Here is a 24,324-nt window from a genome sequence, read left to right as displayed (position 1 = left end):
GGCGCTCTGCTCTACATCAGCGCCAGCGGCGATGCCTTCGGCGGCGGTCTCAAACAGGTATTAAGTGGGCGGGGCATGGGGGCGCCGCGGGTGTTGTTGGCCCCCGGCGGGGGGCCCCCCGCGGTGGGGGTGGTGGGGGTGTTGGGGTCGTGGGCGCCCCCCTTGGGGGGGCCCCCCCTCGACGTACTCGTCAGCTCAGCTGCAGCCGCTGGTGCTCCCGCAGCCCTCGCACACGTAGCACGAGCCAGCCGGCCGCATCTTCGTGCCGCAGGTCATGCAGAGCGGGGAGTCGACCGCCGTACCGGTGAGCTTCTCGAAGAGCTCGGCGGTGGTGTGGGCCGAACCGGTGGAGACCTGGGCCGGGACCTCGCGGGCCTCGGAGCCGTGGGTGTCCTTGGTCTCGACCTCCTCGGCCTCGACGACCTCGACCGCCGCGGCGGACGAAGAAGCAGAGGTGAGCTCGGACGCCGAGCCGGTCTCCTCGACGAGCGGCTCGTACGAGCCGGTCTCGAGGTGGCGCTGGCGCTCCTCGGCAGAGTAGATGCCGAGCATCGACCGCTCCTCGAAGGACAGGTAGTCCAGGGCGAGGCGGCGGAAGATGTAGTCCATGATCGACTGCGACATCCGCACGTCCGGGTCGTCGGTGAGGCCGGCGGGCTCGAAGCGCAGGTTGGTGAACTTCGAGACGTAGGTCTCCAGCGGGACGCCGTACTGCAGGCCGATGGACACCGCGATCGAGAAGGCATCCATCACGCCGGCCAGGGTCGAGCCCTGCTTGCCGAGCTTGAGGAAGACCTCGCCGAGCTGGCCGTCCTCGTGGGCGCCGGAGGTCATGTAGCCCTCGGCACCGCCGACGGTGAACGACGTGGTGCGGGAGACGCGCGACTTCGGCAGGCGCTTGCGGACCGGGGCGTAGACGACCTTCTCCACGACCTTGGTCTCGACCGGGACCTCGGAGGCGGCCTTGTCGGCCGCGTCCTTCTTGGCCTTGCCGCCACCGTCGGCGAGCGGCTGGCCGACCTTACAATTGTCCCTGTACACGGCCGTCGCCTTGAGGCCGAGCTTCCAGGACTGCATGTAGACGTCCTCGATCTCCTCGACCGTGGCCGTCTCGGGCAGGTTGACCGTCTTGGAGATCGCGCCGGAGAGGAACGGCTGGGTGGCCGCCATCATCCGCACGTGGCCCATCGGCTTGAGGGAGCGGGCGCCCATCGCGGTATCGAAGACCTCGTAGTGCTCGGTCTTCAGGCCGGGGGCGTCGACCACGTGGCCATGCTCGGAGATGTAGGCGACGATCGCCTCGATTTGCTCCTGCTGGTAGCCCATCTTCTTCAGGGCCCGCGGGATCGTCTGGTTGACGATCTGCATCGAGCCGCCGCCGACGAGCTTCTTGAACTTCACCAGCGAGAAGTCGGGCTCGATGCCGGTGGTGTCGCAGTCCATCATGAAGCCGATGGTGCCGGTGGGCGCGAGCACCGAGGCCTGCGCGTTGCGGAAGCCGTTCTTCTCGCCCAGCTTGATCACGTCGGCCCACGCCTTGGAGGCCAGCTTGTGCACGCGGCCGTCCTCGGTGTGCAGCACGCGGACGACATCGTTGGCCGCCTGGTGCTTGCGCATCACGCGCTTGTGGGCGTCGGCGTTGCGGGCGTAGCCGGCGTACGGGCCGACGATGCCGGCGAGCTCGGCGCTGCGCTTGTACGACGTACCGGTCATGAGGCTGGTGATCGCGGCAGCCATCGAACGGCCGCCCTCCGAGTCGTAGCCCAGGCCCATCGCCATGAGCAGCGCGCCGAGGTTGGCGTAGCCGATGCCGAGCTGGCGGTAGTCGACGGTGGTCTTGCCGATGGACTCGGTCGGGAAGTCCGCGAAGCAGATCGAGATGTCCATCGCGGTGATGATGAACTCGACGGCCTTGGCGAACAGCGCGGCGTCGAAGGTGTCGTCGTCCTTGAGGAACTTCAGCAGGTTGAGGCTCGCGAGGTTGCAGGACGAGTTGTCGAGCGACATGTACTCCGAGCACGGGTTGGACGCGGTGATGCGACCGGTCTCGGGGTTGGTGTGCCAGTCGTTGATCGTGTCGTCGTACTGCAGGCCCGGGTCGGCGCACTCCCACGCGGCCTGGCTGATCTTGCGGAACAGGTCGCGGGCGTCGACGGTCTCGATGACCTCGCCGGTGCCGCGCGAGCGCAGGCCGAACTCGGTGCCGTCCTCGACCGCACGCATGAACTCGTCGCTCACGCGGACGGAGTTGTTGGCGTTCTGGTACTGGACCGAGGTGATGTCGGCGCCGCCGAGGTCCATGTCGAAGCCGGCGTCGCGGAGGGCGCGGATCTTGTCCTCCTCGCGCGCCTTCGTCATCACGAACTCCTCGATGTCGGGGTGGTCGACGTCGAGGACGACCATCTTGGCCGCGCGACGCGTCGCGCCGCCCGACTTGATGGTGCCCGCGGACGCGTCGGCGCCGCGCATGAAGGAGACCGGACCCGACGCCGTACCACCGGAGCTCAGCAGCTCCTTGGACGAGCGGATGCGGGAGAGGTTGAGGCCGGCACCGGAGCCGCCCTTGAAGATGAAGCCCTCCTCCTTGTACCAGTTGAGGATCGAGTCCATCGAGTCGTCGACGCTCAGGATGAAGCAGGCCGAGACCTGCTGCGGCGAGGCGGTGCCGACGTTGAACCAGACGGGGCTGTTGAAGGAGAAGTACTGGTTGACCAGCAGCCAGGTGAGCTCGTGCTCGAACGTCTCGGCGTCGGCGTCGGTGGCGAAGTAGCCGTGGTCGATGCCGGCCTTCGTGTACGTCTTCACGACCCGGTCGATGAGCTGCTTGAGGCTCCACTCGCGGGCATCGGTGCCGACGGCGCCGCGGAAGTACTTGGTGGTGACGATGGTGGAGGCGTTGACCGACCAGAAGTCGGGGAACTCCACGCCGCGCTGCTCGAAGACGGTCTCGCCGGTCTTCCAGTTCTGCTGGACGACGTCACGACGCTCCCACGTGATGGCGTCGTAGGGGTGCGTGCCCTCGGTGCTGAAGACGCGCTCCAGCTTCAGGCCCTTGCCCTTCGCGCCCCTGCGGGTGCTCACCGTCTCGGTCATGGAGTTCCTCGATCCCTCGTTTGGATGGGTGGTGACTTCTTGCGGACCTCGTCCGCGGGGTTGGTGAGCCCGGCAGGCAGCTTCCCCACTACCTGCCGGGCCGTCTGGGGTCAGCCCGTCTGGGCTGTCTGGCGCTCGAGACGCAGCATCGCGATCTCGTTCTCGAAGTCGTCGGCGCTCTCGAAGGCGCGATAGACGCTCGCGAAGCGGAGGTACGCCACCTCGTCGAGCGCCCGCAGCGGCGCCAGGATCGCGAGGCCGACGTCGTTCGCGTCGAACTCGGCCTGGCCGCTCAGGCGCAGGGCGTCCTCGACCTCCTGGCCGAGGCAGGCGAGCTGGGCGTCGGTGACCGGGCGGCCCTTGCAGGCCTTGCGGACGCCGGCGATCGCCTTGTCGCGGTTGAACGGCTCGGTGGCTCCCGAGCGCTTGAGCACCGTGAGCTGCATCTTCTCGACCGTGGTGAACCGGCGGTCGCAGGCGCTGCAGGTGCGGCGGCGGCGGATCGAACCGCCGTCGTCGGCGACCCGGGAGTCGAGGACCTTGGTGTCCTCGTTCTTGCAGTAGGGACAGTGCATGGCGGTCCTCCTCTCGGGCGCGCTTCGTACACCCTCATAACGGGGTGTCGGCTGGGGATGTTCCTGTGGACAACTAGCCTGTAGCTGTGCGGATCGCCGTCTGGCCTGTGCACCAGATGTGGATAACTACAGCGGTGTAACTACTAGATGTAGTGGTAACCGTACGCCCCGACCACTAGGTCTGACAAGCGAACGGCACCTTTCGTCAGAGGTTTTTCTCCCGCTCGGTAAAACCGCAGGTCAGTGCCCTCTGCGGCCCGATCTGGGCGGCGTGTCGGGGTCCTTCGTTGGCCCGTTCGGCTGCCCCACTCAGGCCACATCGGCCACAATGATCTCCGTGTCCACGGGGAAGAGAGCAGGGTCGCGTCGAGCGGCTCCCGCGCCCCGGAAGCTGAACAAGGCGGCGCTGTTCCTCGGCGCCGCGATCACGGTCTGCATCGTGGCCTGGGGCTACCTCGTCTACGCCGCCATCGACTTCGGTACGGCAGCCCGCGGGGGCTCCGGCAGCTCCGCCTGGCTCTTCATGGGCCTCGCGTGCCTCGGCGCGATCGCGTGCCTCTTCGTCGGGCTGCTGCTCGTCGCCCGGCTGATGCGGGTGCTGGGGATCACCTCCGAGCCGCCGGCCGCGGATGCGCCTCCCCGGCCGGTCGGCGGGAAGCGCGCCGCTCGCTAGTGCGGTCTTCGTGACGTGCTGGGTACGTCACCACCACCACACTCTGTCTGGGTTGGTCGACGGTGGAGCGAGAGGCCCGACCTAGGGGCCTTGCGCTCCAGTGTCGGCCGCTACTCGAGGACGAGCTGCGGGAGGGCTTCGAGGATCTCGAGGTCCTGCGGCTCGCCGGCAACGGTGAGCGTTTCGGGGATCGCGACCCAGTCGCCGTTGCCGATGCGGTACTCGCCGCCGTACGTCGTGTCGAGCCTGACCGAGACCTTGCCGAGCTGCTCGTAGACGTGCGTGACGTCGAGGTTCGGGTGCGGTCGGCCCGGACTTGCGGTCGTGGTGACCTCACCGTCGCCGAAGTCGAAGGTGTACGTCGTCGGCGTCGCGCGGATCTCCACCCGCCTGTTCGCGACGATCACCGTCTGGTCGATCGACTGCTTGTCAGGCGTGTAGAAGTTCGTCTCGAAGTTCACCAGCGTCTGGCCCTTGGGTGGTTGAACGACGAGGTTCGAGTCGGGCCAGCTGATGCTTCTGAACTGTCTGATGATCAGCTGGGCGATGTTGGTCTCGTCGACCTCGCTCTCCGGCACGCACACATCGCCGACATCGGTGCCATCCATGAAGACGTCGTGGACGAAACCTGCTTGGCCGTTCTCGACGCACTCGACATGCTCGGCACAGATGCCGCCGTTGCCGCACTGGATGCTGACGACCCAGGTGTGGCCACCACCCGCAGTAGAACTGGCCGAGTACTCGGCATAAGTCCACTGACATTCGGCGTTCACACCTTGCAGGCCCGCCCTGACACATCCCTCGGCCGACGCAGGGGCCGCGCCATACATCACCAGCGCTGCGACGAGAGTGACGAGCGAGACCGTCAGCCGAAGAAGCTGGGCCATCACAAGACTCCGTAGTGGGTCACCGTCCACGCCTCGTCAACTTGCTTGAGAGTCACGCGGATAGCCATCTTGCCCGCTGGAAGCGTCTCCGGGCTCGACGCTCCCTTGCGGAAGATGCGCGTCTCCGACAGTTGAAGATTCACGTCGAAGGTGGGTGGCTGGTCGCCCGCATTCTTCAAACGGACGATCTCCGATCCGTCGAACTCGATGCGACCCCCGTCCGCATATATGTCATCGACGTTGGAGGCCAGGCTGCGGCAGGCATCGCAATCGGGAGACAGTTCGAGGTACGGCTTCGTCCTTCCGGTGCGCTGCATTTCGTCACTCGCCGCTTGCCACCGGCGAACGAAGTCCTCCGGACTCTCGGCCTCCGGCGTCTCCGACTCCGTCGGCTCGGGGGTGACTGAGGACGTCGTGGGGTCGGGCATCTTCGGCGTGGGCTCGGCGTCGCCGGAACAACCGGCCAGAAGGACCGGAGTTGCGAGGGCCAGCGCGAGCAAGCGGCGTACGTGCATGAGGTGCCTTCCCGAGAACAACGTCAGCACGGTGAAACTACCCATTCCCGCGGGCGTGGAACCACCCCGAAGGCAAAGCCTGTGGACGGCCGGCGCGAAGGTGGCGGCGGACGACATCGAAACGAGGCCTGCGGATGTCGTGCGCCGCCACCCTCGGGCGAGGGATGGGTCTCGATACGCCCGCTCGTTCCTCGCGAGCTACTCGACCACCGAGTGGGTGTGGTTTCAAGGCTCGCTCCGCTCGCACCTCAACCACCGAGAGACAAGCGCCGACAAATGCGCCGAGGGGCGGGCCCGGTGGGCCCGCCCCTCGCCTTCCCCTTGGTCCACCAGTCGGGGTCGAAGCGACTGATGGAGGCCTCTGCGTCTTACTCGGTGGTGACCGGGACGCGGAGCTTCTGGCCGGCCTGGAGGCCGGCGGACTCGAGCGCGTTGAGGCGCTCGATCTGCTGCATCATCGACCGGACGTCGCCGTCGGTCGCGAGCTCGCTGGCGATGCCCCAGAGGGTGTCGCCGGGGGTGACCTGGACGATCTCGGTCGGGATCTGCTGGCCCGGCTCGTCGGTGCCGACGGCGCCGCCGGCGAGCATGATCGCGACGGCGAGGACGAGGAACAGCGAGGTCAGGAAGACCACGAGCCGGCCGCGTCGCGTCAGCCGCACGGTCGAGCGTGCGCGGGCGGGAGCCGGGGAGAAAGCGGGTGCAAGGCTGAGGGTGCTCATCGTGGCCTCCTGGGGAAGATCAGCCGGGTGTTCGTCTGTCGAGGAATGTCTAGTGACGACCACCGACAGGGGGTCTGCATCGATCAGACGTTCGATCGAACATGTGTACGACGATAGAGCACCTGTTCGAACGACACAAGCACCCGGCCGAACAAATGTTCGACGCGTGTCGGAGGGCCTCCGGCGTCGGGACCAGTGCCTCTACTGAGCAACGGGAGAGCGGAGAAGGCTGGGACCAGCGAGCGAAGGAGCCATGTCATGTCGCGCAAGAAGGTCCTGGTCCTCGGGGGCAACTTCGGCGGTCTCACCGCCGCCATCTCGGTCAAGCACCAGCTGCACGGGGACGTCGACGTCCGGGTCGTGTCCTCCTCCGACGAGTTCCTCTTCACCCCGTCACTGATCTGGGTGCCGTTCGGCAAGCGCACCCGTGACGACATCACGTTCAAGGTCGCGCCGACCTTCGAGCACCACGACGTCGAGTTCGTGCACGGCGAGGCGACGCGCATCGATCCCGTCATCAGACGCGTCGAGACCACCGCCGGCGCGCAGGAGTACGACTACCTCGTCATCGCCACCGGCTACCGCAACCGCTTCGACGTCATCCCGGGCCTCGGCCCCGACGGCAACGCCTTCACCATCACCACGGTCGAGGACGCCATCAAGGCCGGCGAGGGCTGGCGCCGCTTCCGCGAGAAGCCGGGCGACGTCGTCATCGGCGCGACCCAGGGCGCCGGGTGCTTCGGGGCGGCGTACGAGTTCCTCTTCAACACCAGCCACCAGCTGAGGAAGGCCGGGTTGAAGGACCGGGTGAAGCTGACGTACGTCACCGCCGAGCCGTTCCTCGGCCACTTCGGGATCGGCGGGCTCCCCCACGGCGAGACGCTGCTCGGGATGTTCCTGAAGAAGGAGGGCATCAATGCCGTCCTCGACACCGCGATGGACCACGTCGACGACGGCCGCCTGGTGCTCGCCGACGGGCGCACCCTCGACTTCGGCTACGCGATGATCGTCCCGCCGTTCTCCGGCCAGGAGGTCGTCCAGCGGGTGCCCGAGATCGCCGACGACAACGGGTTCGTCCGGGTCCGCGACACCTACCAGACCGAGAAGTTCGACGACGTGTACGCCGTCGGGGTGGCCGCCGCGGTCGACGTGCCGTGGCAGACGCCGACCCCCGTCGGCATCCCCAAGACGGGCTTCCCCACCGAGCAGCAGGCCCACGTCGCGGCGAGCAACATCGCCGCCCAGGTCAGGGGCGAGGCGCCCGACCGGCACAAGGAGTTCGGCGACATCCCCGCAGTGTGCGTGATGGACGCGGGCAACAACGGCGTCATCATCCTGGCCGACAAGATGCTGCCGCCGCGCAAGCACGGGGTGCTGATCCCCGGGCCCCAGGCGCACGCGATGAAGCTCGGCTTCGAGAAGTACTTCCTCTGGAAGATGAAGCACGGCCAGGTGCGGCTGCCCTGACCCCCGGTCTCACGAGGGGCGCCTGTTCATCGCCCGGCGACCCTGGGCGGCGAAGAGTCCGGCGGCGTGCTGCATCACCCCCGGCGCGAGGGCTGAGCCGCGCACGACCCCCCCGCGCCAGGTCGGCACCGCCCGGACCACCCGGCGCGAGCCCACCAGCTCGACGGCCGCGGCCGCGACGGTCTCGACCGACAGGATCGCGCCGCCGGAGTGCACCAGCTGCGACCCCAGCCCGGACGGGTCCTGCGCGGCGAGCATGTCGGTGTCGGCGCCGTCGGGGCACAGCGCGTGGACCCGCACCGAGCGCGGCGACTCGGCGTTGACCGAGGCCGAGAGCGAGACGACGCCGGCCTTCGTGGCGGCGTACACGCTGTAGCCCGGCACCGGCCCCAGCCCGGCCAGCGAGGCGATGTTGACCACGTCTCCCCCGGCCGGCCCGAAGGCCGCGAGCGCGGCGCGGGTGCCCCACATCGTGCCGAGCAGGTTGACCTCGACGAGGCGGCGTACCTGCTCGTCGGTCAGCTCGGCCAGCGTCCCGTCGTCACCGACCCCGGCGTTGTTGAACCACGCCGTCAGCGCGCCCAGCTCGCGCGCCACCGAGGCGGCCTCGCGGTGCGCGTCGGGATCGCGTACGTCGTGGTGCATGCCCGCCGCGGCACCGATGAGGTCCGCTGTCTCGACGGCAGCGGCGCCGTCGATGTCGCTGACCACGACGTGGTGGCCGCGGGCGACCATCAGCTCCGCGATGCCGCGCCCGATCCCGCGGGCTCCTCCGGTGACGACGCACGAGGTCTCCATGGCGGCCATCATGCCCACCCTTCGACGTCTCGTGGGCGACACGCGGGGTTCGAACAGGTGTTTGATCCCGAGGTCCGGTGGGGTCTACGGTGGCGGCACCACCCCGGCAACCAGGCAGGGACCACGCAGGGACCGCGCCGCGGTGGACATCGCACCAGGAGGAGCCCCGAGATGGCCAAGCAGGACGACAAGAACGTCATCGAGATGCCCGACGGACCCCCGGACGCGACCGGCCTGACCCCGCGCCAGCAGCGCGTGCTCGCCACCATCAAGGACTCGATCGAGTCCAAGGGCTACCCGCCGTCCATGCGCGAGATCGGCCAGGCCGTCGGCCTGACGTCGTCCTCCAGCGTGGCCCACCAGCTCCGCGTGCTCGAGAGCAAGGGCTTCCTCAAGCGCGACCCCAACCGGCCGCGGGCGCTCGAGGTGTTCCTGCCTGAGGTGATGGCCGCCCGCCGCTCGATCTCGCACGGCGAGGAGTCGAGCGTCGACGAGACCGGCATCGGCGACGTCTCGCCCTCCGCGATCAACATCCCCGTCGTCGGCCGCATCGCCGCCGGTGGCCCGATCCTCGCCGAAGAGCAGGTCACCGACGTCTTCCCGCTCCCCAAGCAGCTCGTCGGTGATGGCACCCTCTTCCTGCTCGAGGTCTCCGGCGACTCGATGGTCGACGCCGCCATCTGCAACGGCGACTACGTCGTGATCCGCCAGGAGCAGACGGCCGAGAACGGCCAGATCGTCGCGGCCATGATCGACGGCGAGGCGACGGTGAAGACCTTCCAGCGCAAGGACGGCCACGTCTGGCTGCTCCCCCACAACGACGCCTACGACCCGATCCCGGGCGACAACGCCACGATCCTCGGCGTCGTCACGGCGGTGCTCCGCAGCCTCTGACGTCCCTCGGTTTCGACACGGGCGCGGGGCGCCCTGCTCAACCAGCGGTGCTGGCCGCACCCACCAGCGCGGCAACCAGCTCGTCGACGCCTGACCGCGGTCGGGTGGTGCGGCGGACGGCGTGGACGCCGCGCGTCGGCGGGTCCACGAGGCGACGTACGGCGACGCCCGCGGGCAGCGCTGGCACGAGCAGGCCCGGCACCAGGGCCACTCCGAGGCCGGCGGCGACGAGGGCGACCTTGCCGAGCAGGTCGCCGGCCTCGAGCCTGATCCGGGGCTCGAACCCGGCCCGGGTGGCGGCCTGCACCAGGATCCGCTCGGAGCCCGGGTTGTCCTCGACCCACGTCTCCTCGGCCAGCGTCGCCAGGCGCACCCGGCGCTTCCCCCGGGCGAGCGCATGGTCGGCGGCGACGACCAGGCACATCTCGTCCTCCAGCAGCCGGGTCCGCACGACCCGGCGGTCGTGGGGCAGGCCGGGCGGGTAGTCGGTGACCACGGCGACGTCGAGGTCGCCGGCCAGCACGAGGTCGTGGAGCTCGGGCGACCCGCCGGACCGCAGCGTGCACAGCGGGCCGTCGGCCAGCGACCGCAGCGCCCGCGGGACCAGGTCGGCGGTGGCGGACGGGACCGCTCCCAGCGTGAGCACCACCGGGTCGCCGTCTCGCGCACGGCGTACGGCGTCCCTCCCGCGCGCCGCCTCGCCGACCACCAGCCGGGCGTGCGGTAGCAGAGCGGCACCCGCGGCGGTCGGCCGGACGCCGCGCGGCAGTCGCTCCAGCAGCTGCTCGCCGAGCTCCTGCTCCAGCGCCGCGACCTGGCGCGAGACGGCGGACTGGGTGTAGCCGAGCGCCTCGGCCGCCGCGGTGAGGCTGCCCGCATCACACACCGCGACGAAGGTCTGCCAACCGGTGAGTGCCATCCACCCAGTATGCGGTTCGCGCATGGGTCGACGCGATATCTGCGCTTGTCGCATGAAGCAGCACAGCTGACGATTGAGCCATGACGAACGACGTGGTGGTGCTCGGGCTCGGCCGGATGGGCCGGGCGATGGCGGCGAGGTACGCCGATGCCGGCTGGCAGGTGCGCTCGTGGAGCCGCAGCGGAGGTGGGACGGCGCCGACCGCACGGGCCGCGACCGAGGGCTCGGGCGTGATCGTGCTCGCGCTGTTCGACGACCGGGCCTGCGACGCGGTGCTCGACGAGCTCGGCGACGCGGTAGCCGGACGGCTGGTGGTGAACACGAGCACGATCTCCGTCGACGGCGCCGAGGCGGCAGCCCGTCGGGTCGCCGACCGCGGCGGTCGCTACGTCCACGCACCCGTCCTCGGCTCGGTCCCAGCGGTGCTGAACGGGACGCTCCGGGTGCTCGCCGGCGGCACGGACGCGGACCTGGCCGAGGCGGAGCAGGTCCTGGAGCCGCTCGCCGACGACGTACGCCACGTCGGGACGGCGGGCGGCGCGGCCGCGGCCAAGCTCGTCGCGAACTCCTCCCTCGCCGGTGCGGCCCTGGCGCTGCGGGACTCGCTCGACGGCGCCGCTGCACTCGGGCTCCCCCTCGCCGACGCGCTCGACCTTCTCGTCCTCGGCCGGCTGGGCGAGCTGGCCGCGTCGGTCCGCGCCCGGCTCGCGGATCCCGGCGCCGCGGCGTACTTCACGGTGGCTGCCATCGCGAAGGACGTCCGGCTGCTCGCCGATGCCAGCGGCCCACCCGGGCTCGCCGACCGGATCGCCGCACTCGTGGACGACGGCGACGTGCAACCCGACGACGACTTCACCGCGCTCGCGGTCCCGACGACGTATCTGGCGGAGGTCCGATGAGCGCCATCGAGGACGTGCTCGCGCCGCTGAGGGCGTACGCCCAGGGCCACGCCACCGGCGACCCCGCCCACCACCGCCGGGCGTTCCTCCCGACGGCCCACGTCGAGGGGCTGCGGGACGGCTCCTTCGTGTCGATGGACCTCGACGAGTTCTGCACGCTCTTCACCGGCTCGCCGGCCGAGGACGAGGCGGAGCGCACCCGCACGATCGACCAGGTGCACGTCGGCGGCACCGTGGCTACGGCGACGATGACGCTGCGGCACGGCGAGGTCACCTTCACCGACATGTTCGTGCTGCTGCGCGTCGACGGCGAGTGGCGGATCGCCAACAAGGTCTTCCACCGGCACTGACGACAGGGACGTTGAAAGGTCCACCACCGCGGGACACGATGGGCCCATGAGCAACGTCGCCGAGTCCTACGACTACGTCATCGTCGGTGGAGGTGTCGCCGCGGCCAGCGCCGTGAAGGGCATCCGTTCGCAGGACGGGTCCGGCACCATCGCCGTGCTCGGCTCCGAGCCCGACCCGCCGGTCTACCGGCCCGAGCTGTCCAAGGACCTCTGGCTCAAGGACGACCGCAGCCTCGACGACGCCTCCCTCGCCGGCGACCTCGAGGACGACGAGCACGTCGACCTCGTGCTCGACACGACCGTGACCGGGCTCGACCCCGACGGGCACGCCGTACGCCTCGCCGACGGCAGCAGCGTCGGCTACGGCAAGCTGCTGCTGGCCACCGGCGCCGAGCCGCGCGTCCTCGAGGTGGCGCCCGGCCCGAAGGTCATCTACTACCGCACCGCCGCGGACTACCAGCGGCTGCGCGCGGCCGTCGACTCCGGCAGCCACGTCGTGATCGTGGGCGGCGGCTACATCGGCTCGGAGATCGCCTCCGCACTGGTGCAGAACGACGTGCAGGTGACGCTGGTGCTCGACCTCCAGGACGTCCAGGAGCAGATGTTCCCGCGCGCGCTCGCGGCCAGCCTGACCAAGGCCTTCGCCGACCGCGGCGTCACCGTCGTGCACGGCACCGTCGCCAGCGGCGGCGAGAGCGACGGCGGGGTGCAGGTCACCCTCGACGACGGCACCGAGATCAGCGCCGACGCAGCCGTCATCGGCGTCGGCGTCATCCCCCGCACCGGCCTCGCCGAGACCGCCGGGATCCAGGTCGACAACGGGATCGTCGTCGACGACCACCTCCGCACGAGCGCGATGGACGTGTACGCCGCGGGCGACGTGGCGTCGTACCCCGACGCGCTCCTCGGCCGCCGTCGCGTCGAGCACGTCGACCACGCCGAGAAGTCCGGCGAGGCAGCCGGGAAGGCGATGGCCGGGGCGGACGAGGCCTACGACTACACGCCGTTCTTCTGGTCCGACATCCTGGAGTACGGCTACGAGGCGGTCGGCGAGGTCACCACCCGCAACGACATGGTCGAGGACTGGAAGGACGGCGAGCTCGGCACCGGGGTCGTCTACTACCTGAAGGCCGGCCACGTCCGCGGCGTGCTGCTCTGGAACGTCTGGGACAGCGTCGACAAGGCCCGCGAGGTCATCAGGGAGACCGCCGACAGCCCGGTCCAGGACGTCGATTCGCTGCGGGGGCGGATCCCCTTCGGGTAGGCCGCCCCGCCGGTTGAGCAGCGAGGCACGAGCGTGTCGAAACCAAGGGCACTCATCGGCACCTTGGTTTCGACACGGGCGCTGCGCGCCCTGCTCAACCAGCGGTGCTTGCGCTGCGCGCCCTGCTCAGCCAGCGGCGCCGTGACCTGAACGCGAGGTGAACTCTGCTACCCGTGCGTAATCGAGGAGCGGGTACGTCGTTGAACCCGGCGTGACCCCCACACCGAACCTCTCCCGACGCGCGGTCATCGCGGGTGGCGCCGGCGCCGCCGCGGTGGCCGGCAGCGCGTCCGCGGCCGCCCGCCCCGCGCACCAGCCCTTCCAGCACGGCGTCGCCTCGGGGGACCCGCTCCCCCGTGCCGTCGTGCTGTGGACCCGCGTGACGCCGACCCCGGACGCCACGCCCGGCTCGGGCCTCGGCCCGCGGGTCACCGTGACCTGGGAGGTGGCCACCGACCGCCGCTTCCGCCACGTCGTACGCCGTGGCAGGGCGGTCACCGGTCCGGCGCGCGACCACACGGTCAAGGTCGACGCGACCCGGCTGCGGCCGGACACGGCGTACTTCTACCGCTTCACCGTCCGCGGCGTGACCAGCCCGATCGGCCGCACCCGCACCGCGCCCGCCCGCAATGCCGCGGTCGACGGCCTCCGGTTCGGGGTCGTCTCCTGCGCCAACCTGCAGGCCGGCTGGTTCGCCGCCTACCGCCACCTCGCCGCCCGCGACGACCTGTTCGCGGTGATCCACCTCGGCGACTACCTCTACGAGTACGGCCCGGGCGAGTACGGCTACGGCCGCGACAACACCGACGTGCGACCCCACGTGCCCGCGCACGAGATGGTGAGCCTGGCCGACTACCGGCAGCGGCACGCGCAGTACAAGGCCGACGCCGACCTGCGCGCCCTGCACGCCCGCCACCCCTTCATCGTCACGTGGGACGACCACGAGGTCACCAACGACCAGTGGCGCGACGGCGCGGAGAACCACCAGCCCGAGGAGGGCGACTACGCCGCCCGCAAGGCCGCCGCGCACCGGGCCTACGACGAGTGGATGCCGGTCCGGATGTCCGGCACCGCCGCCACCGGCGACGGCACGCAGCTCTTCCGCACGCTGCGCTTCGGCGGGCTCGCCGAGCTGAGCATGCTCGACCTCCGCAGCTACCGCGACCAGCAGGCCGACACCCCCGCGCCCTCGCCCGTGCCGAGCCCCGCGGGTGGCGGCGACGGCACCATCAGCGGCCGCGGCCAGCTCGACTGGCTGAGGCAGCGGCTGCGACCGGGCGGCCCCCAGTGGAAGCTCGTCGGCAACCCGGTGATGATCGCGCCGGTCACCTTCGCCCAGCTGCCCCACGATCTCGTCGACCCGGTCAACGACGTCGCCGGACTGCTGCCGCGTGACGGCGCGCCCTACAACGTCGACCAGTGGGACGGCTACACCCGCGACCGCCGCGAGCTGTTCGAGCACATCCGCGACCAGGGCCTGCGCGACGTGGTCTTCCTGACCGGCGACATCCACTCCGGCTGGGCCTGCGACCTGCCGTACGACGCCTCGACCTACCCCCTCGGCGACTCCGCCGGCGTCGAGCTGGTCTGCACGTCGGTCACGTCGAACAACCTCAAGGACATCACCGGATCACCCGCGCGGACCTCATCCCTCGCGGTCGAGGCAGTGATCCAGACCAACAACCGGCACGTGAAGTACCTCGACTTCGACAGCCACGGCTACTCCGTGCTCGACGTGACGCCTGAGCGGGTGCAGATGGACTGGTACGTCGTCGGCGACCGCGCCGACCGCGACGCCAGCTCGTCGTGGTCGGCCTCCTGGGCGACGAGGTCCGGCAGCAACAAGGTGCAGGCCGTGAGCGCGCCGGTGGTGCCCTGATGTGCGCGCCGATGCGCGGTGGCGCCTTCGAGCGCGGGCGCGCGGAGCTCCGCACCGGTCGGCGCACCCTCCTGGCCGCCGGCGCTGCCGGTGTCGCCATCTCCAGCCTGCCGCGAGCTGCAGCGGCGGCGTCGGCCGGCACCCGGAGGAGGGCGTACGTCCTCGTCCTCGACGGGTGCCGGCCCGACGAGATCACCCCGACCCTGATGCCGCGCACCAGTGCGCTGCGCGACGGCGGCCTCCACCACCCGCGCGCGACCTCGCTGCCGGTGATGGAGACGATCCCCAACCACGTGATGATGATGACCGGCGTGCGTCCCGACCGCAGCGGCGTGCCGGCCAACTCGGTCCTCGACCGCACCACCGGCGAGGTGCGGGACATGGACCGCGAGTCGGACATCCGGGTCCGCACGGTCATCGAGCGGCTCAACGGGCACGGGCTGACGACGGGCACGGTGCTCAGCAAGGAGTACCTCTACGGCGTCTTCGGCAGCCGTGCGACGTACCGCTGGGAGCCCGCGCCGGTCGTGCCGGTGTCGGGGCACGCGCCCGACGCCTTCACGATGGAGGCGGCGTTGACCATGGTCCGCGAGCACGACCCGCACCTGGTCTTCGTCAACCTCGGCGACATCGACCGGCTCGGCCACTCCGACCTCACCGGGCCGCTCGGGCTCCGCGCCGCCCGCCAGGCGGCGCTGGCGGCGACGGACGTCCAGGTGGGGCGCTTCGTCGACCTGCTCCAGTCGTCGGGCCGGTGGTCGTCCTCGCTGGTCGTGGTGCTCGCCGACCACTCGATGGACTGGTCGCTGCCCCACCAGCTGATCCACCTCACCCCGGTCCTCGAGGCCGACCCGCTGCTGGCCGGCCACGTGGTCGTCGCGGACAACGGCGGTGCCGACCTCCTCTACTGGACCGGCGACCCGGCGCAGCTCGACGCCGCTGTCTCCCGGATGCTGCAGCTGGCCTCGGCCGTGCCCGGCGTGCTGTCCGCGCACGACCCGCGGACCACGCCCTCACTGCGGACTGGTCCGCTCGGCGGCGACGTGGTCGTCTACGCCCAGGCCGGCTGGCGCTTCAGCGACCCCGACCAGTGGTCCAACCCGATCCCCGGCAACCACGGCCACCCCGCGACCCGGCCGATCCCGTTCTTCCTCGCCGGCGGGCACCGCAGGATCCCGGCCCGTACGACGTCCTCCGCCCGCGCCGCCACCGTCGACGTGGCCGCCACGGTCGCCGACTTCTTCGGCGTCGGCGGCCCCCGCGGCGGGTACGACGGCAGGTCGCGCCTGCCGAGGTGAGCCCCGGTGTAGCCTCGCGGCGATGCCCGAGCCCGCCGATGCCGTCCCGTCCCCGGAGGTGTTCCGCACCCGTCCGGGCAACCGCCGTCGGCTGACCCCGGCGGGCCAGGCGGAGGTCGACCGGCTGGCCCTCGCGGGCGAGGCGTCCGGCTGGCTCAGCCCGTTGGCGTACAACCTGACCATCAGCCACAGCCACCGGTTCGTGTGGTTCCGGGTGGCCAAGGTCGCCACCCGCACGATCCGGCACCACTGCGAGACCCACGGGGTGAGCCTCGACGTCGACCACGCGATGCGGATCCGCTACCCGCTGGCGACCTTCGCGGACTACTTCACCTTCGCGTTCGTGCGCGACCCCCTCGACCGCTTCGTCTCCGCGTGGCACGACAAGGTCGTCGACCACAACTACTACGACTTCGACCCGGTCACGCACGAGCGGATGCAGCACGTCGAGGAGTTCGCGCGCTGGACCGCGGCGCAGGACCTGTCAGCGGTGCCGGGCACCGACCAGCACCTGACCCTCCAGAGCCGGATGATCGACCTCAACCGGGTCGACTTCGTCGGCCGCCTGGAGACCTTCGACGCCGACTTCGCCGAGGTCTGCGAGCGCGTCGGGGCGCCGGCCGTGCCGACCGCCCCGAAGAACCAGACCGCCCCCGGCGGCCGGGACCGGCAGGTCTCCGACGAGCTGCGCACGCTGGTGGCGCAGATGTACCGCCGTGACTACCAGCTCTTCGGCTACCAGGAGCCCATCTGATGACTCTCGAGCGCCCCACCTTCAGCACCACCTCGATGCGCGAGGGCTACGACACGGAAGAGGTCGACCGGGCCGTCGACCTGGTCCTCGACAACCTCGCCCTGCCCGAGCTGCGCTTCGGCGCCGACCAGATCACGAGCCTGCGCTTCACGCCGGTGCGGCTCCAGCAGGGGTACGACATGGGCGAGGTCGACAGCTGGCTCGACCTGGCTGCCGCGGAGACCGCGCGCCGCAGCACGGGTGGGGTGGACCCTGAGCAGCAGCCGGCCACGACGGCGCCGGACGAGGCACCCGACGTGATCGTCGACCTCGACGCCCGCGCTCCCGAGACGGTCGGCGAGCGGGTGCAGCTGCTCGCCAGGATCGCCGTGCTCGCCGTGAGCGTCGTGCTGCTCTACCTGTTCTTCCGCTGATGTCAGGAGCCGCCGAGGCGCTTGAGCGCCTGGCGCACGAGCGCCGGGTCGGTGGTCGACCACATCGGCGGCAGTGACGCCTTGAGGAAGCGGCCGTAGCGGGCCGTCTCGAGCCGCGGGTCGAGGATCGCGACGATGCCGCGGTCGGTGGTGTTGCGGATCAGCCGGCCGGCGCCCTGCGCCAGCAGCAGCGCGGCGTGGGTCGCGGAGACCTCCATGAAGCCGTTGCCGCCTGCCTGGTCGGCCGCCCTGGCGCGTGCGGACATCAGCGGGTCGTCGGGGCGCGGGAAGGGGATCCGGTCGATGATCACCAGCTGGCAGGTGTCGCCCGGGACGTCGAGGCCCTGCCACAGCGACAGCGTGCCGAAGAGGACCGTGTGCGGGTCCTCGACGAACTGCTTGGCGAGCTCGGGCAGCTGGGCGTCGCCCTGGGCGAGCGTGGTGAGATGCGGGAGCCTGGCCCGCACCGCCTCGGCCGCCGCCTCGGCGGCGCGGCGGGAGGAGAAGAGCCCGAGCGTGCGCCCGTCGAGCGCGTCGACCAGGTCGCAGATCTCGTCGAGCTGCGCCGGTCCGAGCCCGTCCCGGCCGGGCTGCGGCAGGTGGCGGGCGACGTAGAGGATCGACTGCTGGCCGTAGTCGAACGGCGAGCCGACGTCGAGGCCCTTCCACGGCAGCGCGGTGTCGGGGTCGCTGGGCGCGACGAGTGACCCTTCCCGCTCGGTGGGCTTGAGGCCGAGCGAGGTCGCCACGGAGCCGAAGTCGCCGCCGAGCATGAGGGTCGCGCTGGTGAACACGACGGTCTTGTCGGTGAGCAGCTTGTCGCGCATCGGGCCCCAGACCTGGAGCGGCGCGACGTGGAGCCGCGCGGGGAACCGGTCGCGCGCCTCGCCGAGCCACAGCACGTCGCGGTCGGAGCCCGCCGCCATCCGCTCGGCGTTGACGAAGACCTCCTGCACCATGCCCTTGGCCTGCGTGCGGCCGGCGTCGGACTCGCCCTCCCCGGGCGACTCACGCGGGAACGCCGACAGGCACGCGCGCGCCGCGTCTCGTACGGCGACGAGCGCGTCGCCGAGCTGCTGCGGGACCTCGTCGATCCGGCCCGCCCCCATCGCCTCGAACGCCTCCGCCAGCTGGGCGCCGGCGTCCTCGAGGTCGCCGGCCGGGTCGCCCTCGGCGTCGGCGGTCCAGCGGGACGCGCGTCGGGCCGCGCGCTCGACGTCGTTGGCGCCGAGCTCGTCGGTCGCGGCCTGGGTGACGCGGGCGGTGAGCTCGTGGGCCTCGTCGATGACGACGGTGTCGTAGTCGGGGATCATCGGGACGTCCTCGATCGCGTCGATCGCGAGGAGGGAGTGGTTGGTGACGATCAGGTGGCTGCGGTGGGCCTTCTCGCGGGCCAGCTCGGCGAAGCACTCCGCGCCGAAGGGGCACTTCGTGCCGCCCAAGCACTCGCGGTGGTTGACCGAGACCTGGCGCCACTCGCGGTCGGTGTGGCGCGGCGCGTTGTCACGCTCGCCGCTGCCGCCCTGCTCGGACTCCACCTCCGCCCACGCCCGCAGCTCGAGGACCTTCTCGGCCATCGACCCGGTCGGCACGTCGACGAGGGTGCCCTGGTCGTCGGGTACGCCGGCGCGGATGCGGTGGAGGCAGGCGTAGTTGGAGCGGCCCTTGAGCACGGCATAGGACGTGTCGATGCCGGGGACGTCCTTGACCGCCTCGACCAGGCGCGGGAGGTCACGCTCGACGAGCTGGTGCTGGAGCGCGAGGGTCGCGGTGGCGACGACGACGCGCTTGTCGTGGAGCAGCGCGGGCACGAGGTAGCCCAGCGACTTGCCGGTGCCGGTGCCGGCCTGGACGAGCAGGTGGCGGCCGCCCTCCATCGCCTCGGCGACCTCGGAGGCCATCTGGACCTGGCCGTCGCGCTGCTGCCCGCCGAGGGCGGACACCGCCTTGCCCAGGACCTCCGCGACGGGGGCGGCGGGGGCGGTGGTCTCGGGCACCAGAGCACCTTACGGGGCGGCGCCGACACCTTGTCGTACGCCGTCCACAACAGGCCGCAGGAGTCCGGTCAGTAGTTCTTCTTGCGACCGATCTGGCGCTCGATGCGCCGCTCGGGCTGACCGAGGACCTTGGCCAGGATCTTGACGCGGTAGCGGTAGGCCACGACGCCCAGCACGACGATCAGCAGGAGCCACAACATGCGGTGAGCCTACGCCGCCGCAGCAAGGAGCGGGCCGGTCAGACGACCGCGCCGGAGTCCTCGGGCGCACGCTCGACCCGCTCCTTCTTGACCCGGCTCATCGGCCACTTGGGCTGCATGTAGGTCAGCAGCGGGGTGGCGACGAAGACCGAGGAGAAGGTGCCGACCACGAGGCCGACGAGCAGCGCGATGGCGAAGTCCTGGAGCGAGTCGCCACCGAGGATGGCGAGCGCGGCCAGGATGAACATCGAGCCGAGGCCGGTGTTGACCGTGCGCGGGATCGTCTCCACGTTGGCGGTGTTGGCGACGTCCATGAAGTCGTCCTCGGGCTTGGAGGCCCACCAGCGCTCGCGGATGCGGTCGAAGACGACGACGGTGTCGTTGACGGACAGACCAACGATGGTCATCGCCGCCGCCAGGAAGATGCCGTCGATCGGCTTCTGCAGCCACGCGAAGAGGCCGACGACGAGGATCACGTCGTGGAGCATCGCCACGACGGCCGAGACGCCGAAGGTCCACTTGAAGCGGACGGCGAGGTAGAGCAGCTGCGCCAGGAAGGCGACCCCGAAGGCGATGAGTGCGTTGTTGCGCAGCTCCTCGCCGAGCGAGGCGCCGATCGTCTGGTCGTCGACCTTGGAGACGTCGCCGCCGACGCTGGCCAGCTCGTCCTCGATCCGCTGCTCCTCGTCGTTGCTGATCTCGCCGACGCGGACGGTGAAGTCGGCGGTGTCGGCGGTCTGCACGACGGCCTCGGGGAAGCCGGCGGCCGCGACGGCCTCGCGGGCCTGGTCGACGCTGATGTCCTTGGACACCGAGTAGTCGAGCTGGCGACCACCCGTGAACTCGACGCCGAGCTGGAGGCCCTGGGTCACGATGCCGGCGATGGCCACGACCAGCGCGGCGGCCGAGATGCCGAGCCAGGTCTTGCGACGCTGGACGATCTGCGGGTTCTTGCGGTCGAGCCAGGTGCGGACCCTGCCGAGGTGGCCGAGCCCGCTGACGGCCGGGCGGCGGGCGACGGACTTGTTCGCGACCGCGAGGTCGCACAGCACGCGGGCGACGATCAGCGCCGACACCATCGACGCGACGACACCGATGGTCAGGGTGACACCGAAGCCCTTGATCGGGCCGGAGCCGAGGAAGAACAGCAGGCCGGCCGCGAGGAGCGTGGTGACGTTGGAGTCGATGATCGCGCTCCACGCCTTGTTGAAGCCGACGGTGAGCGCACGGCGCAGACCGGCGGAGGGATACGCGGCGTACTCCTCCCTCGCTCTCTCGAACACGAGCACGTTGGCGTCGATCGCCATGCCGATCGCGAGCACGAAGCCGGCGAGGCCGGGCAGCGTCAGCGTCGAGCCGAGGCCGACGAGCATGGCGTACGCCAGCAGGGCGTACGACGCCAGCGCGAGCGTCGCGGCGAAGCCGACCAGCCGGTAGACGACGATGATGAACAGGCCGGTCAGGACGATGCCGATGATGCCGGCCTCGATGGAGGCGTCGATCGCCGCGGCACCCAGCGAGGGGCCGACGAGGCGGTCGGAGATGGCCGTGAGCTCCAGGGGCAGCGAGCCGCCCTCGATCAGCGCGGCCAGGTCCTTGGCCTCGGTGGGCGTGAAGCTGCCGGTGATGTCGGTCGAGCCGCCGCGGATGCCGACGTCGCAGCCGACGCCGGTGTTGACCTCGGGCGAGGAGATGACCTCGCCGTCGAGCACGATCGCGATGCGGCGCTTGGGGTCGCCGGACGGGTTGCAGGCGGCCTTGCCGGTGATGTCGGCCCAGGTGTCGCCACCCTTGCCGTTGAAGTCGATGGCCACGACCCACTCGACGCTGTTCTCACGCTGGACCGCGCTCGCGCCGGTGATCTCCTCGCCCTGGATGACCGTGGGGCCGACCTCGAGGGTGTCGCCCTGGTCGGACGGCAGCACCTGGTTGTCCTTCTCGGGCTTGGCGTCGGCCGCGACGGTCTTGAGCACCTCGTGGATGGTCAGCTTGGCCGTCGACCCGATCTTGTCCTCGGCGTCCTGGGCCTCCTTGTCGGAGGTGACGCCGGGCAGCTCGACGAGGATGCGGTCCTCGCCCTGGCGGATCACGTTGGACTCGGCGACGCCGAGGGCGTTGACGCGCTGGTTGAGCACGGTCAGCGTCTTGTCGACGTTCTCCGCCGTCGCCGGGGTCTCCTCCGTGCCCTCCGCCTGGAAGACGAACTGCGCGCCACCCTTGAGGTCGAGGCCGAGGTTCGGCTTGACGTTGACGGCGAGCGCCGCGCACCCGACCAGGAGGCCGAGCACGAGGATGAAGCGGACCCAGACACCACGTGACATGCGCGACATCCTCTACTACTCGACTGAGAACGCCCGAATCCGGGCCCGGGATCGTCAACGCGTGGCACCACCCGAAGGTTCCGCCCCTCGACAGGGACCGAGGCGGGGGTGTTGTGTGGACAGACTGCGGCCGACCCACGGCCGCGATCTCGGGAGGGGCCCCATGGCGACGCGTACGAAACGATTCCGCAGCACCCGGGTGGTGGCAGTCGGCGGGCTGGTGGCAGCCGGCCTGGCCGCCGGCGCCGGAGTGGCGTCCGGCAGCACCGGGCCGGACGACGGACGGCGGGAGATCGCCCGCACCGCCTCCGACGACACCACCCAGGTGGTGATGGTCCGGGCCCCGGAGGTCGCGGACCGCAACGAGGTCATCGCGCTCGGGCTCGACGCCACCGAGCACGCCACCGAGCGCGGCATCGAGGTGGTCCTCCACGACGCGCAGGACGCCCAGACCCTGGAGGACGCCGGCTTCACCTGGACGGTCACGGTCGACGACCTCGAGGCGCTGGCCGCGAAGAACCGCAGGGCCGACAAGGCGTACGCCGCCAGCGTCGCGGAGTCCGCGCTGCCCAGCGGGCGCACGTCGTACCGCACCTACGACGACTACCTGCGCGACATGTTCCGCCTCGCGCGGCTCTACCCCACGCTCACCAAGCCGCTCACGCTCGCGAACCCGACGGTCCTCGGCGAGCGGATCCGCGGCCTCGAGATCAGCGTCGACGCCCCCGACGTGCGCGACGGCAAGCCGGTCTTCCTGCTGATGGGCGCCCACCACGCCCGCGAGTGGCCGAGCGCCGAGCACACCATGGAGTTCGCCTTCGACCTGCTGCAGTCCTACTACGACCGCGACCGGGACGTCCGCAACCGGGCCCGGCGCGTGCTGACGGAGTCGCGGGTCATCGTGGTCCCCGTCGTCAACGTCGACGGCTTCAAGATCTCGCGCGGCGCCGCACCGCTGGGCGACTTCAGCCAGTTCGACTACGAGATGAAGCGGAAGAACTGCTCGATCTCGGCCAACACCCCCGCCGCGTACCTCGGCGGCACGTGCGCGGACAACCCCGCGGGTCGGCTGCGCGGCACCGACCTCAACCGCAACTACCCCGGCTTCTGGGGCGGCGGCGGCGCCAGCCCGACGTGGTCGAGCGACACCTACCGCGGCGACGGTCCCGGCAGCGAGCCCGAGTCCGACGCCGTGCGCCAGCTCATCTCCGAGCGGGCCGTGACGGTGATGATCTCCAACCACACCTACAGCAACCTCGTCCTCCGGCCGCCGGCGATCGCGGCCACCGGCAAGGCGCCCGACGAGCCGGCGCTCAAGGCGCTCGGTGACGCGATGGCGGCGGAGAACGCCTACACCAGCCAGGCGTCGTACCAGCTCTACGACACCTCCGGCTCCACCGAGGACTGGAGCTACTGGATCACCGGCGGCTTCGGCTACACGATCGAGATCGGCGACGAGGGCTTCCACCCGGCCTACGAGGAGGCCGTCGTCGGTGAGTACCTCGGCGAGGCACCGGCCGACAGCGCCGGGCGCGGCGGCAACCAGGAGGCGTACTGGCTGGCCGCGGAGGCGGCGGCCGACGACGCGCTCCACTCCCGCATCCGCGGCACCGCGCCGGCCGGCAAGACGATCACCGTCTCCAAGCACACGGTCTCGCCGACGTCGCCGGTCATCCAGCCCAACGGGACCGTCGGCGACCCGATCCTCTACGAGGACACGCTGGTCAACACGTACGCCACCGACCGCGGCGGCCGGTTCACCCTCGACGTGAACCCCTCGACCCGCCCGCTCGTGGCCGGACGGTACGGCCGCTACCCGGAGGCGCCGCCGCAGGGCACCGTCACGCTGGTCAACCCGCCCGGCGTGCCGGCGGTGGGCAGCAACGAGTCGACGACCTTCGAGGTGCAGGGACTGCCGACGGCCGACAACGGCTACGCCGTCGTCTCGATCGGCTGGCCGTCCGACAACCCGACCGCCTACGACTGGGACTTCACGGTCCTCGGCCCGGACGGCACCCCGGTCGGGTCGGGTGCGACGCTCGCCAACCCGGAGGTGATCCGGATCCCGGACCCGCAGCCGGGGACGTACACGATCGTCGCCGACAACTACGCCGGCGGTGACGCGGCGCACGACTGGACCGGCCAGGTCACCTTCGAGAGCCCCGACCCGCCGATCGACACCGGCGTCAAGGAGTCGTGGCTGGTCTCGTGCACCGACCGGAAGGGCCGGGTGCTCGGCACCCGCGAGGTCGTCGTCGACCGCGGTCAGGTCGCCGGCGTCGGTGAGATCTGCCGCCGGGGCAGCCTGAAGCGCTGACCCGCCGGCGCTGCTTCACCATGGGATGTCGATGAATGGGCGCTTGCCGCGGTCAGTTGACCGTGGCAAGCGCCCATTCGGCTGCATCC

General features: G+C 70.8%; 21 protein-coding genes. 11 read left to right on the top strand and 10 right to left on the bottom strand.

Annotation, left to right across the window (positions count from 1 at the left end; all coding sequences use genetic code 11):
• Positions 1-195 precede the first annotated feature (195 nt).
• A complete protein-coding gene (locus ACE3QY_RS21580) occupies positions 196-3,093 on the bottom strand; it encodes a vitamin B12-dependent ribonucleotide reductase (RefSeq protein ID WP_374458125.1) in 2,898 nt (965 codons plus the stop codon).
• 110 nt (positions 3,094-3,203) lie between these two features.
• Positions 3,204-3,668: a transcriptional regulator NrdR gene (gene nrdR / locus ACE3QY_RS21575; protein ID WP_311287616.1), complete on the bottom strand. Its 465-nt coding sequence runs from the start codon at positions 3,666-3,668 to the stop codon at positions 3,204-3,206.
• 337 nt (positions 3,669-4,005) lie between these two features.
• Here nrdR and ACE3QY_RS21570 point away from each other — a divergent pair, with 337 nt between their 5' ends.
• Positions 4,006-4,341 carry a hypothetical protein gene (locus ACE3QY_RS21570; protein ID WP_374458124.1) on the top strand — a complete coding sequence of 112 codons (336 nt, stop codon included), beginning with the start codon at positions 4,006-4,008 and terminating at the stop codon, positions 4,339-4,341.
• Positions 4,342-4,451: 110 nt separating this feature from the next.
• On the opposite strand, the gene ACE3QY_RS21565 is transcribed toward ACE3QY_RS21570, so the two are convergent.
• The 3 genes from ACE3QY_RS21565 to ACE3QY_RS21555 all read right to left on the bottom strand — a co-directional run bounded on the left by ACE3QY_RS21565 (position 4,452) and on the right by ACE3QY_RS21555 (position 6,465).
• On the bottom strand, positions 4,452-5,258 hold the full coding sequence (locus ACE3QY_RS21565; protein WP_374458123.1) for a PKD domain-containing protein: 807 nt from the start codon (positions 5,256-5,258) through the stop codon (positions 4,452-4,454).
• Positions 5,228-5,788, bottom strand: a complete 561-nt coding sequence (locus tag ACE3QY_RS21560; protein WP_374458122.1) for a hypothetical protein — start codon at positions 5,786-5,788, stop codon at positions 5,228-5,230. The genes ACE3QY_RS21565 and ACE3QY_RS21560 overlap by 31 nt, the downstream gene beginning before the upstream one ends.
• Positions 5,789-6,111: 323 nt before the next feature.
• Complete coding sequence (locus ACE3QY_RS21555; RefSeq protein WP_374458121.1) at positions 6,112-6,465, bottom strand: LysM peptidoglycan-binding domain-containing protein; 354 nt, start codon at positions 6,463-6,465, stop codon at positions 6,112-6,114.
• A gap of 258 nt (positions 6,466-6,723) precedes the next feature.
• Between ACE3QY_RS21555 and ACE3QY_RS21550 the strand changes: the two genes are divergently transcribed.
• Positions 6,724-7,932, top strand: a complete 1,209-nt coding sequence (locus ACE3QY_RS21550; RefSeq protein ID WP_374458120.1) for an NAD(P)/FAD-dependent oxidoreductase — start codon at positions 6,724-6,726, stop codon at positions 7,930-7,932.
• A 9-nt stretch (positions 7,933-7,941) separates the two neighbouring features.
• Here the strand turns inward: ACE3QY_RS21550 and ACE3QY_RS21545 are convergent, their stop codons facing one another.
• A complete protein-coding gene (locus ACE3QY_RS21545) occupies positions 7,942-8,742 on the bottom strand; it encodes an SDR family NAD(P)-dependent oxidoreductase (RefSeq protein ID WP_374458119.1) in 801 nt (266 codons plus the stop codon).
• 159 nt (positions 8,743-8,901) lie between these two features.
• Here ACE3QY_RS21545 and lexA point away from each other — a divergent pair, with 159 nt between their 5' ends.
• A complete protein-coding gene (gene lexA / locus ACE3QY_RS21540; RefSeq protein ID WP_374458118.1) occupies positions 8,902-9,624 on the top strand; it encodes a transcriptional repressor LexA in 723 nt (240 codons plus the stop codon).
• A gap of 37 nt (positions 9,625-9,661) precedes the next feature.
• Here lexA and ACE3QY_RS21535 read toward each other — a convergent pair whose 3' ends face one another.
• Entirely contained in the window at positions 9,662-10,543 is an 882-nt protein-coding gene (locus tag ACE3QY_RS21535) for a LysR family transcriptional regulator (RefSeq protein WP_374458117.1), read from the bottom strand.
• 80 nt (positions 10,544-10,623) lie between these two features.
• Between ACE3QY_RS21535 and ACE3QY_RS21530 the strand changes: the two genes are divergently transcribed.
• The 7 genes from ACE3QY_RS21530 to ACE3QY_RS21500 all read left to right on the top strand — a co-directional run bounded on the left by ACE3QY_RS21530 (position 10,624) and on the right by ACE3QY_RS21500 (position 17,400).
• Positions 10,624-11,442 (top strand): NAD(P)-dependent oxidoreductase, encoded by an 819-nt coding sequence (locus ACE3QY_RS21530; RefSeq protein ID WP_374458116.1) that lies wholly within the window; start codon positions 10,624-10,626, stop codon positions 11,440-11,442.
• Positions 11,439-11,792 (top strand): nuclear transport factor 2 family protein, encoded by a 354-nt coding sequence (locus ACE3QY_RS21525; protein ID WP_374458115.1) that lies wholly within the window; start codon positions 11,439-11,441, stop codon positions 11,790-11,792. The genes ACE3QY_RS21530 and ACE3QY_RS21525 overlap by 4 nt, the downstream gene beginning before the upstream one ends.
• Positions 11,793-11,838: 46 nt before the next feature.
• Positions 11,839-13,056 carry an NAD(P)/FAD-dependent oxidoreductase gene (locus ACE3QY_RS21520; protein WP_374458114.1) on the top strand — a complete coding sequence of 406 codons (1,218 nt, stop codon included), beginning with the start codon at positions 11,839-11,841 and terminating at the stop codon, positions 13,054-13,056.
• A gap of 211 nt (positions 13,057-13,267) precedes the next feature.
• Positions 13,268-14,935: an alkaline phosphatase gene (locus tag ACE3QY_RS21515; protein WP_374458113.1), complete on the top strand. Its 1,668-nt coding sequence runs from the start codon at positions 13,268-13,270 to the stop codon at positions 14,933-14,935.
• On the top strand, positions 14,935-16,233 hold the full coding sequence (locus tag ACE3QY_RS21510; RefSeq protein ID WP_374458112.1) for an alkaline phosphatase family protein: 1,299 nt from the start codon (positions 14,935-14,937) through the stop codon (positions 16,231-16,233). Before ACE3QY_RS21515 ends, ACE3QY_RS21510 begins: the two co-directional genes overlap by 1 nt.
• Positions 16,234-16,255: 22 nt before the next feature.
• On the top strand, positions 16,256-16,987 hold the full coding sequence (locus ACE3QY_RS21505; RefSeq protein ID WP_374458111.1) for a sulfotransferase family protein: 732 nt from the start codon (positions 16,256-16,258) through the stop codon (positions 16,985-16,987).
• Positions 16,987-17,400, top strand: coding sequence for a DivIVA domain-containing protein (locus ACE3QY_RS21500; RefSeq protein ID WP_374458110.1), 414 nt, complete (start codon positions 16,987-16,989; stop codon positions 17,398-17,400). The genes ACE3QY_RS21505 and ACE3QY_RS21500 overlap by 1 nt, the downstream gene beginning before the upstream one ends.
• A 2-nt stretch (positions 17,401-17,402) precedes the next feature.
• Here ACE3QY_RS21500 and ACE3QY_RS21495 read toward each other — a convergent pair whose 3' ends face one another.
• From ACE3QY_RS21495 to secD, 3 genes are all read right to left on the bottom strand, one after another.
• The gene (locus tag ACE3QY_RS21495) at positions 17,403-19,400 is read right to left on the bottom strand and encodes an ATP-dependent DNA helicase (protein WP_374458126.1); all 1,998 of its coding nucleotides are present in this window, start codon (positions 19,398-19,400) and stop codon (positions 17,403-17,405) included.
• A 65-nt stretch (positions 19,401-19,465) separates the two neighbouring features.
• Positions 19,466-19,597: a hypothetical protein gene (locus ACE3QY_RS21490; protein WP_311287604.1), complete on the bottom strand. Its 132-nt coding sequence runs from the start codon at positions 19,595-19,597 to the stop codon at positions 19,466-19,468.
• Between the two features lie 38 nt (positions 19,598-19,635).
• Positions 19,636-21,918: a protein translocase subunit SecD gene (gene secD, locus ACE3QY_RS21485; protein ID WP_374458109.1), complete on the bottom strand. Its 2,283-nt coding sequence runs from the start codon at positions 21,916-21,918 to the stop codon at positions 19,636-19,638.
• Between the two features lie 163 nt (positions 21,919-22,081).
• Here secD and ACE3QY_RS21480 point away from each other — a divergent pair, with 163 nt between their 5' ends.
• Positions 22,082-24,235, top strand: a complete 2,154-nt coding sequence (locus tag ACE3QY_RS21480; RefSeq protein ID WP_374458108.1) for a M14 family zinc carboxypeptidase — start codon at positions 22,082-22,084, stop codon at positions 24,233-24,235.
• The last annotated feature ends 89 nt before the right edge of the window (positions 24,236-24,324 follow it).

Origin of the sequence: Nocardioides sp. (assembly GCF_041913365.1) — a bacterium.
GTDB lineage: Bacteria > Actinomycetota > Actinomycetes > Propionibacteriales > Nocardioidaceae > Nocardioides.
This window is presented reverse-complemented; position numbering and strand designations above follow the sequence as displayed.

Excerpts from the sequence above, each read along its gene's own strand:
- ACE3QY_RS21580 (WP_374458125.1), bottom strand. The coding sequence starts at position 3,093 with ATGACCGAGACGGTGAGCACCCGCAGGGGCGCGAAGGGCAAGGGCCTG.
- nrdR (WP_311287616.1), bottom strand. The coding sequence starts at position 3,668 with ATGCACTGTCCCTACTGCAAGAACGAGGACACCAAGGTCCTCGACTCC.
- ACE3QY_RS21560 (WP_374458122.1), bottom strand. The coding sequence starts at position 5,788 with ATGGGTAGTTTCACCGTGCTGACGTTGTTCTCGGGAAGGCACCTCATG.
- ACE3QY_RS21555 (WP_374458121.1), bottom strand. The coding sequence starts at position 6,465 with ATGAGCACCCTCAGCCTTGCACCCGCTTTCTCCCCGGCTCCCGCCCGC.
- ACE3QY_RS21550 (WP_374458120.1), top strand. The coding sequence starts at position 6,724 with ATGTCGCGCAAGAAGGTCCTGGTCCTCGGGGGCAACTTCGGCGGTCTC.
- ACE3QY_RS21545 (WP_374458119.1), bottom strand. The coding sequence starts at position 8,742 with ATGATGGCCGCCATGGAGACCTCGTGCGTCGTCACCGGAGGAGCCCGC.
- lexA (WP_374458118.1), top strand. The coding sequence starts at position 8,902 with ATGGCCAAGCAGGACGACAAGAACGTCATCGAGATGCCCGACGGACCC.
- ACE3QY_RS21535 (WP_374458117.1), bottom strand. The coding sequence starts at position 10,543 with ATGGCACTCACCGGTTGGCAGACCTTCGTCGCGGTGTGTGATGCGGGC.
- ACE3QY_RS21530 (WP_374458116.1), top strand. The coding sequence starts at position 10,624 with ATGACGAACGACGTGGTGGTGCTCGGGCTCGGCCGGATGGGCCGGGCG.
- ACE3QY_RS21525 (WP_374458115.1), top strand. The coding sequence starts at position 11,439 with ATGAGCGCCATCGAGGACGTGCTCGCGCCGCTGAGGGCGTACGCCCAG.
- ACE3QY_RS21520 (WP_374458114.1), top strand. The coding sequence starts at position 11,839 with ATGAGCAACGTCGCCGAGTCCTACGACTACGTCATCGTCGGTGGAGGT.
- ACE3QY_RS21510 (WP_374458112.1), top strand. The coding sequence starts at position 14,935 with ATGTGCGCGCCGATGCGCGGTGGCGCCTTCGAGCGCGGGCGCGCGGAG.
- ACE3QY_RS21505 (WP_374458111.1), top strand. The coding sequence starts at position 16,256 with ATGCCCGAGCCCGCCGATGCCGTCCCGTCCCCGGAGGTGTTCCGCACC.
- ACE3QY_RS21500 (WP_374458110.1), top strand. The coding sequence starts at position 16,987 with ATGACTCTCGAGCGCCCCACCTTCAGCACCACCTCGATGCGCGAGGGC.
- ACE3QY_RS21490 (WP_311287604.1), bottom strand. The coding sequence starts at position 19,597 with ATGTTGTGGCTCCTGCTGATCGTCGTGCTGGGCGTCGTGGCCTACCGC.
- secD (WP_374458109.1), bottom strand. The coding sequence starts at position 21,918 with ATGTCACGTGGTGTCTGGGTCCGCTTCATCCTCGTGCTCGGCCTCCTG.
- ACE3QY_RS21480 (WP_374458108.1), top strand. The coding sequence starts at position 22,082 with ATGGCGACGCGTACGAAACGATTCCGCAGCACCCGGGTGGTGGCAGTC.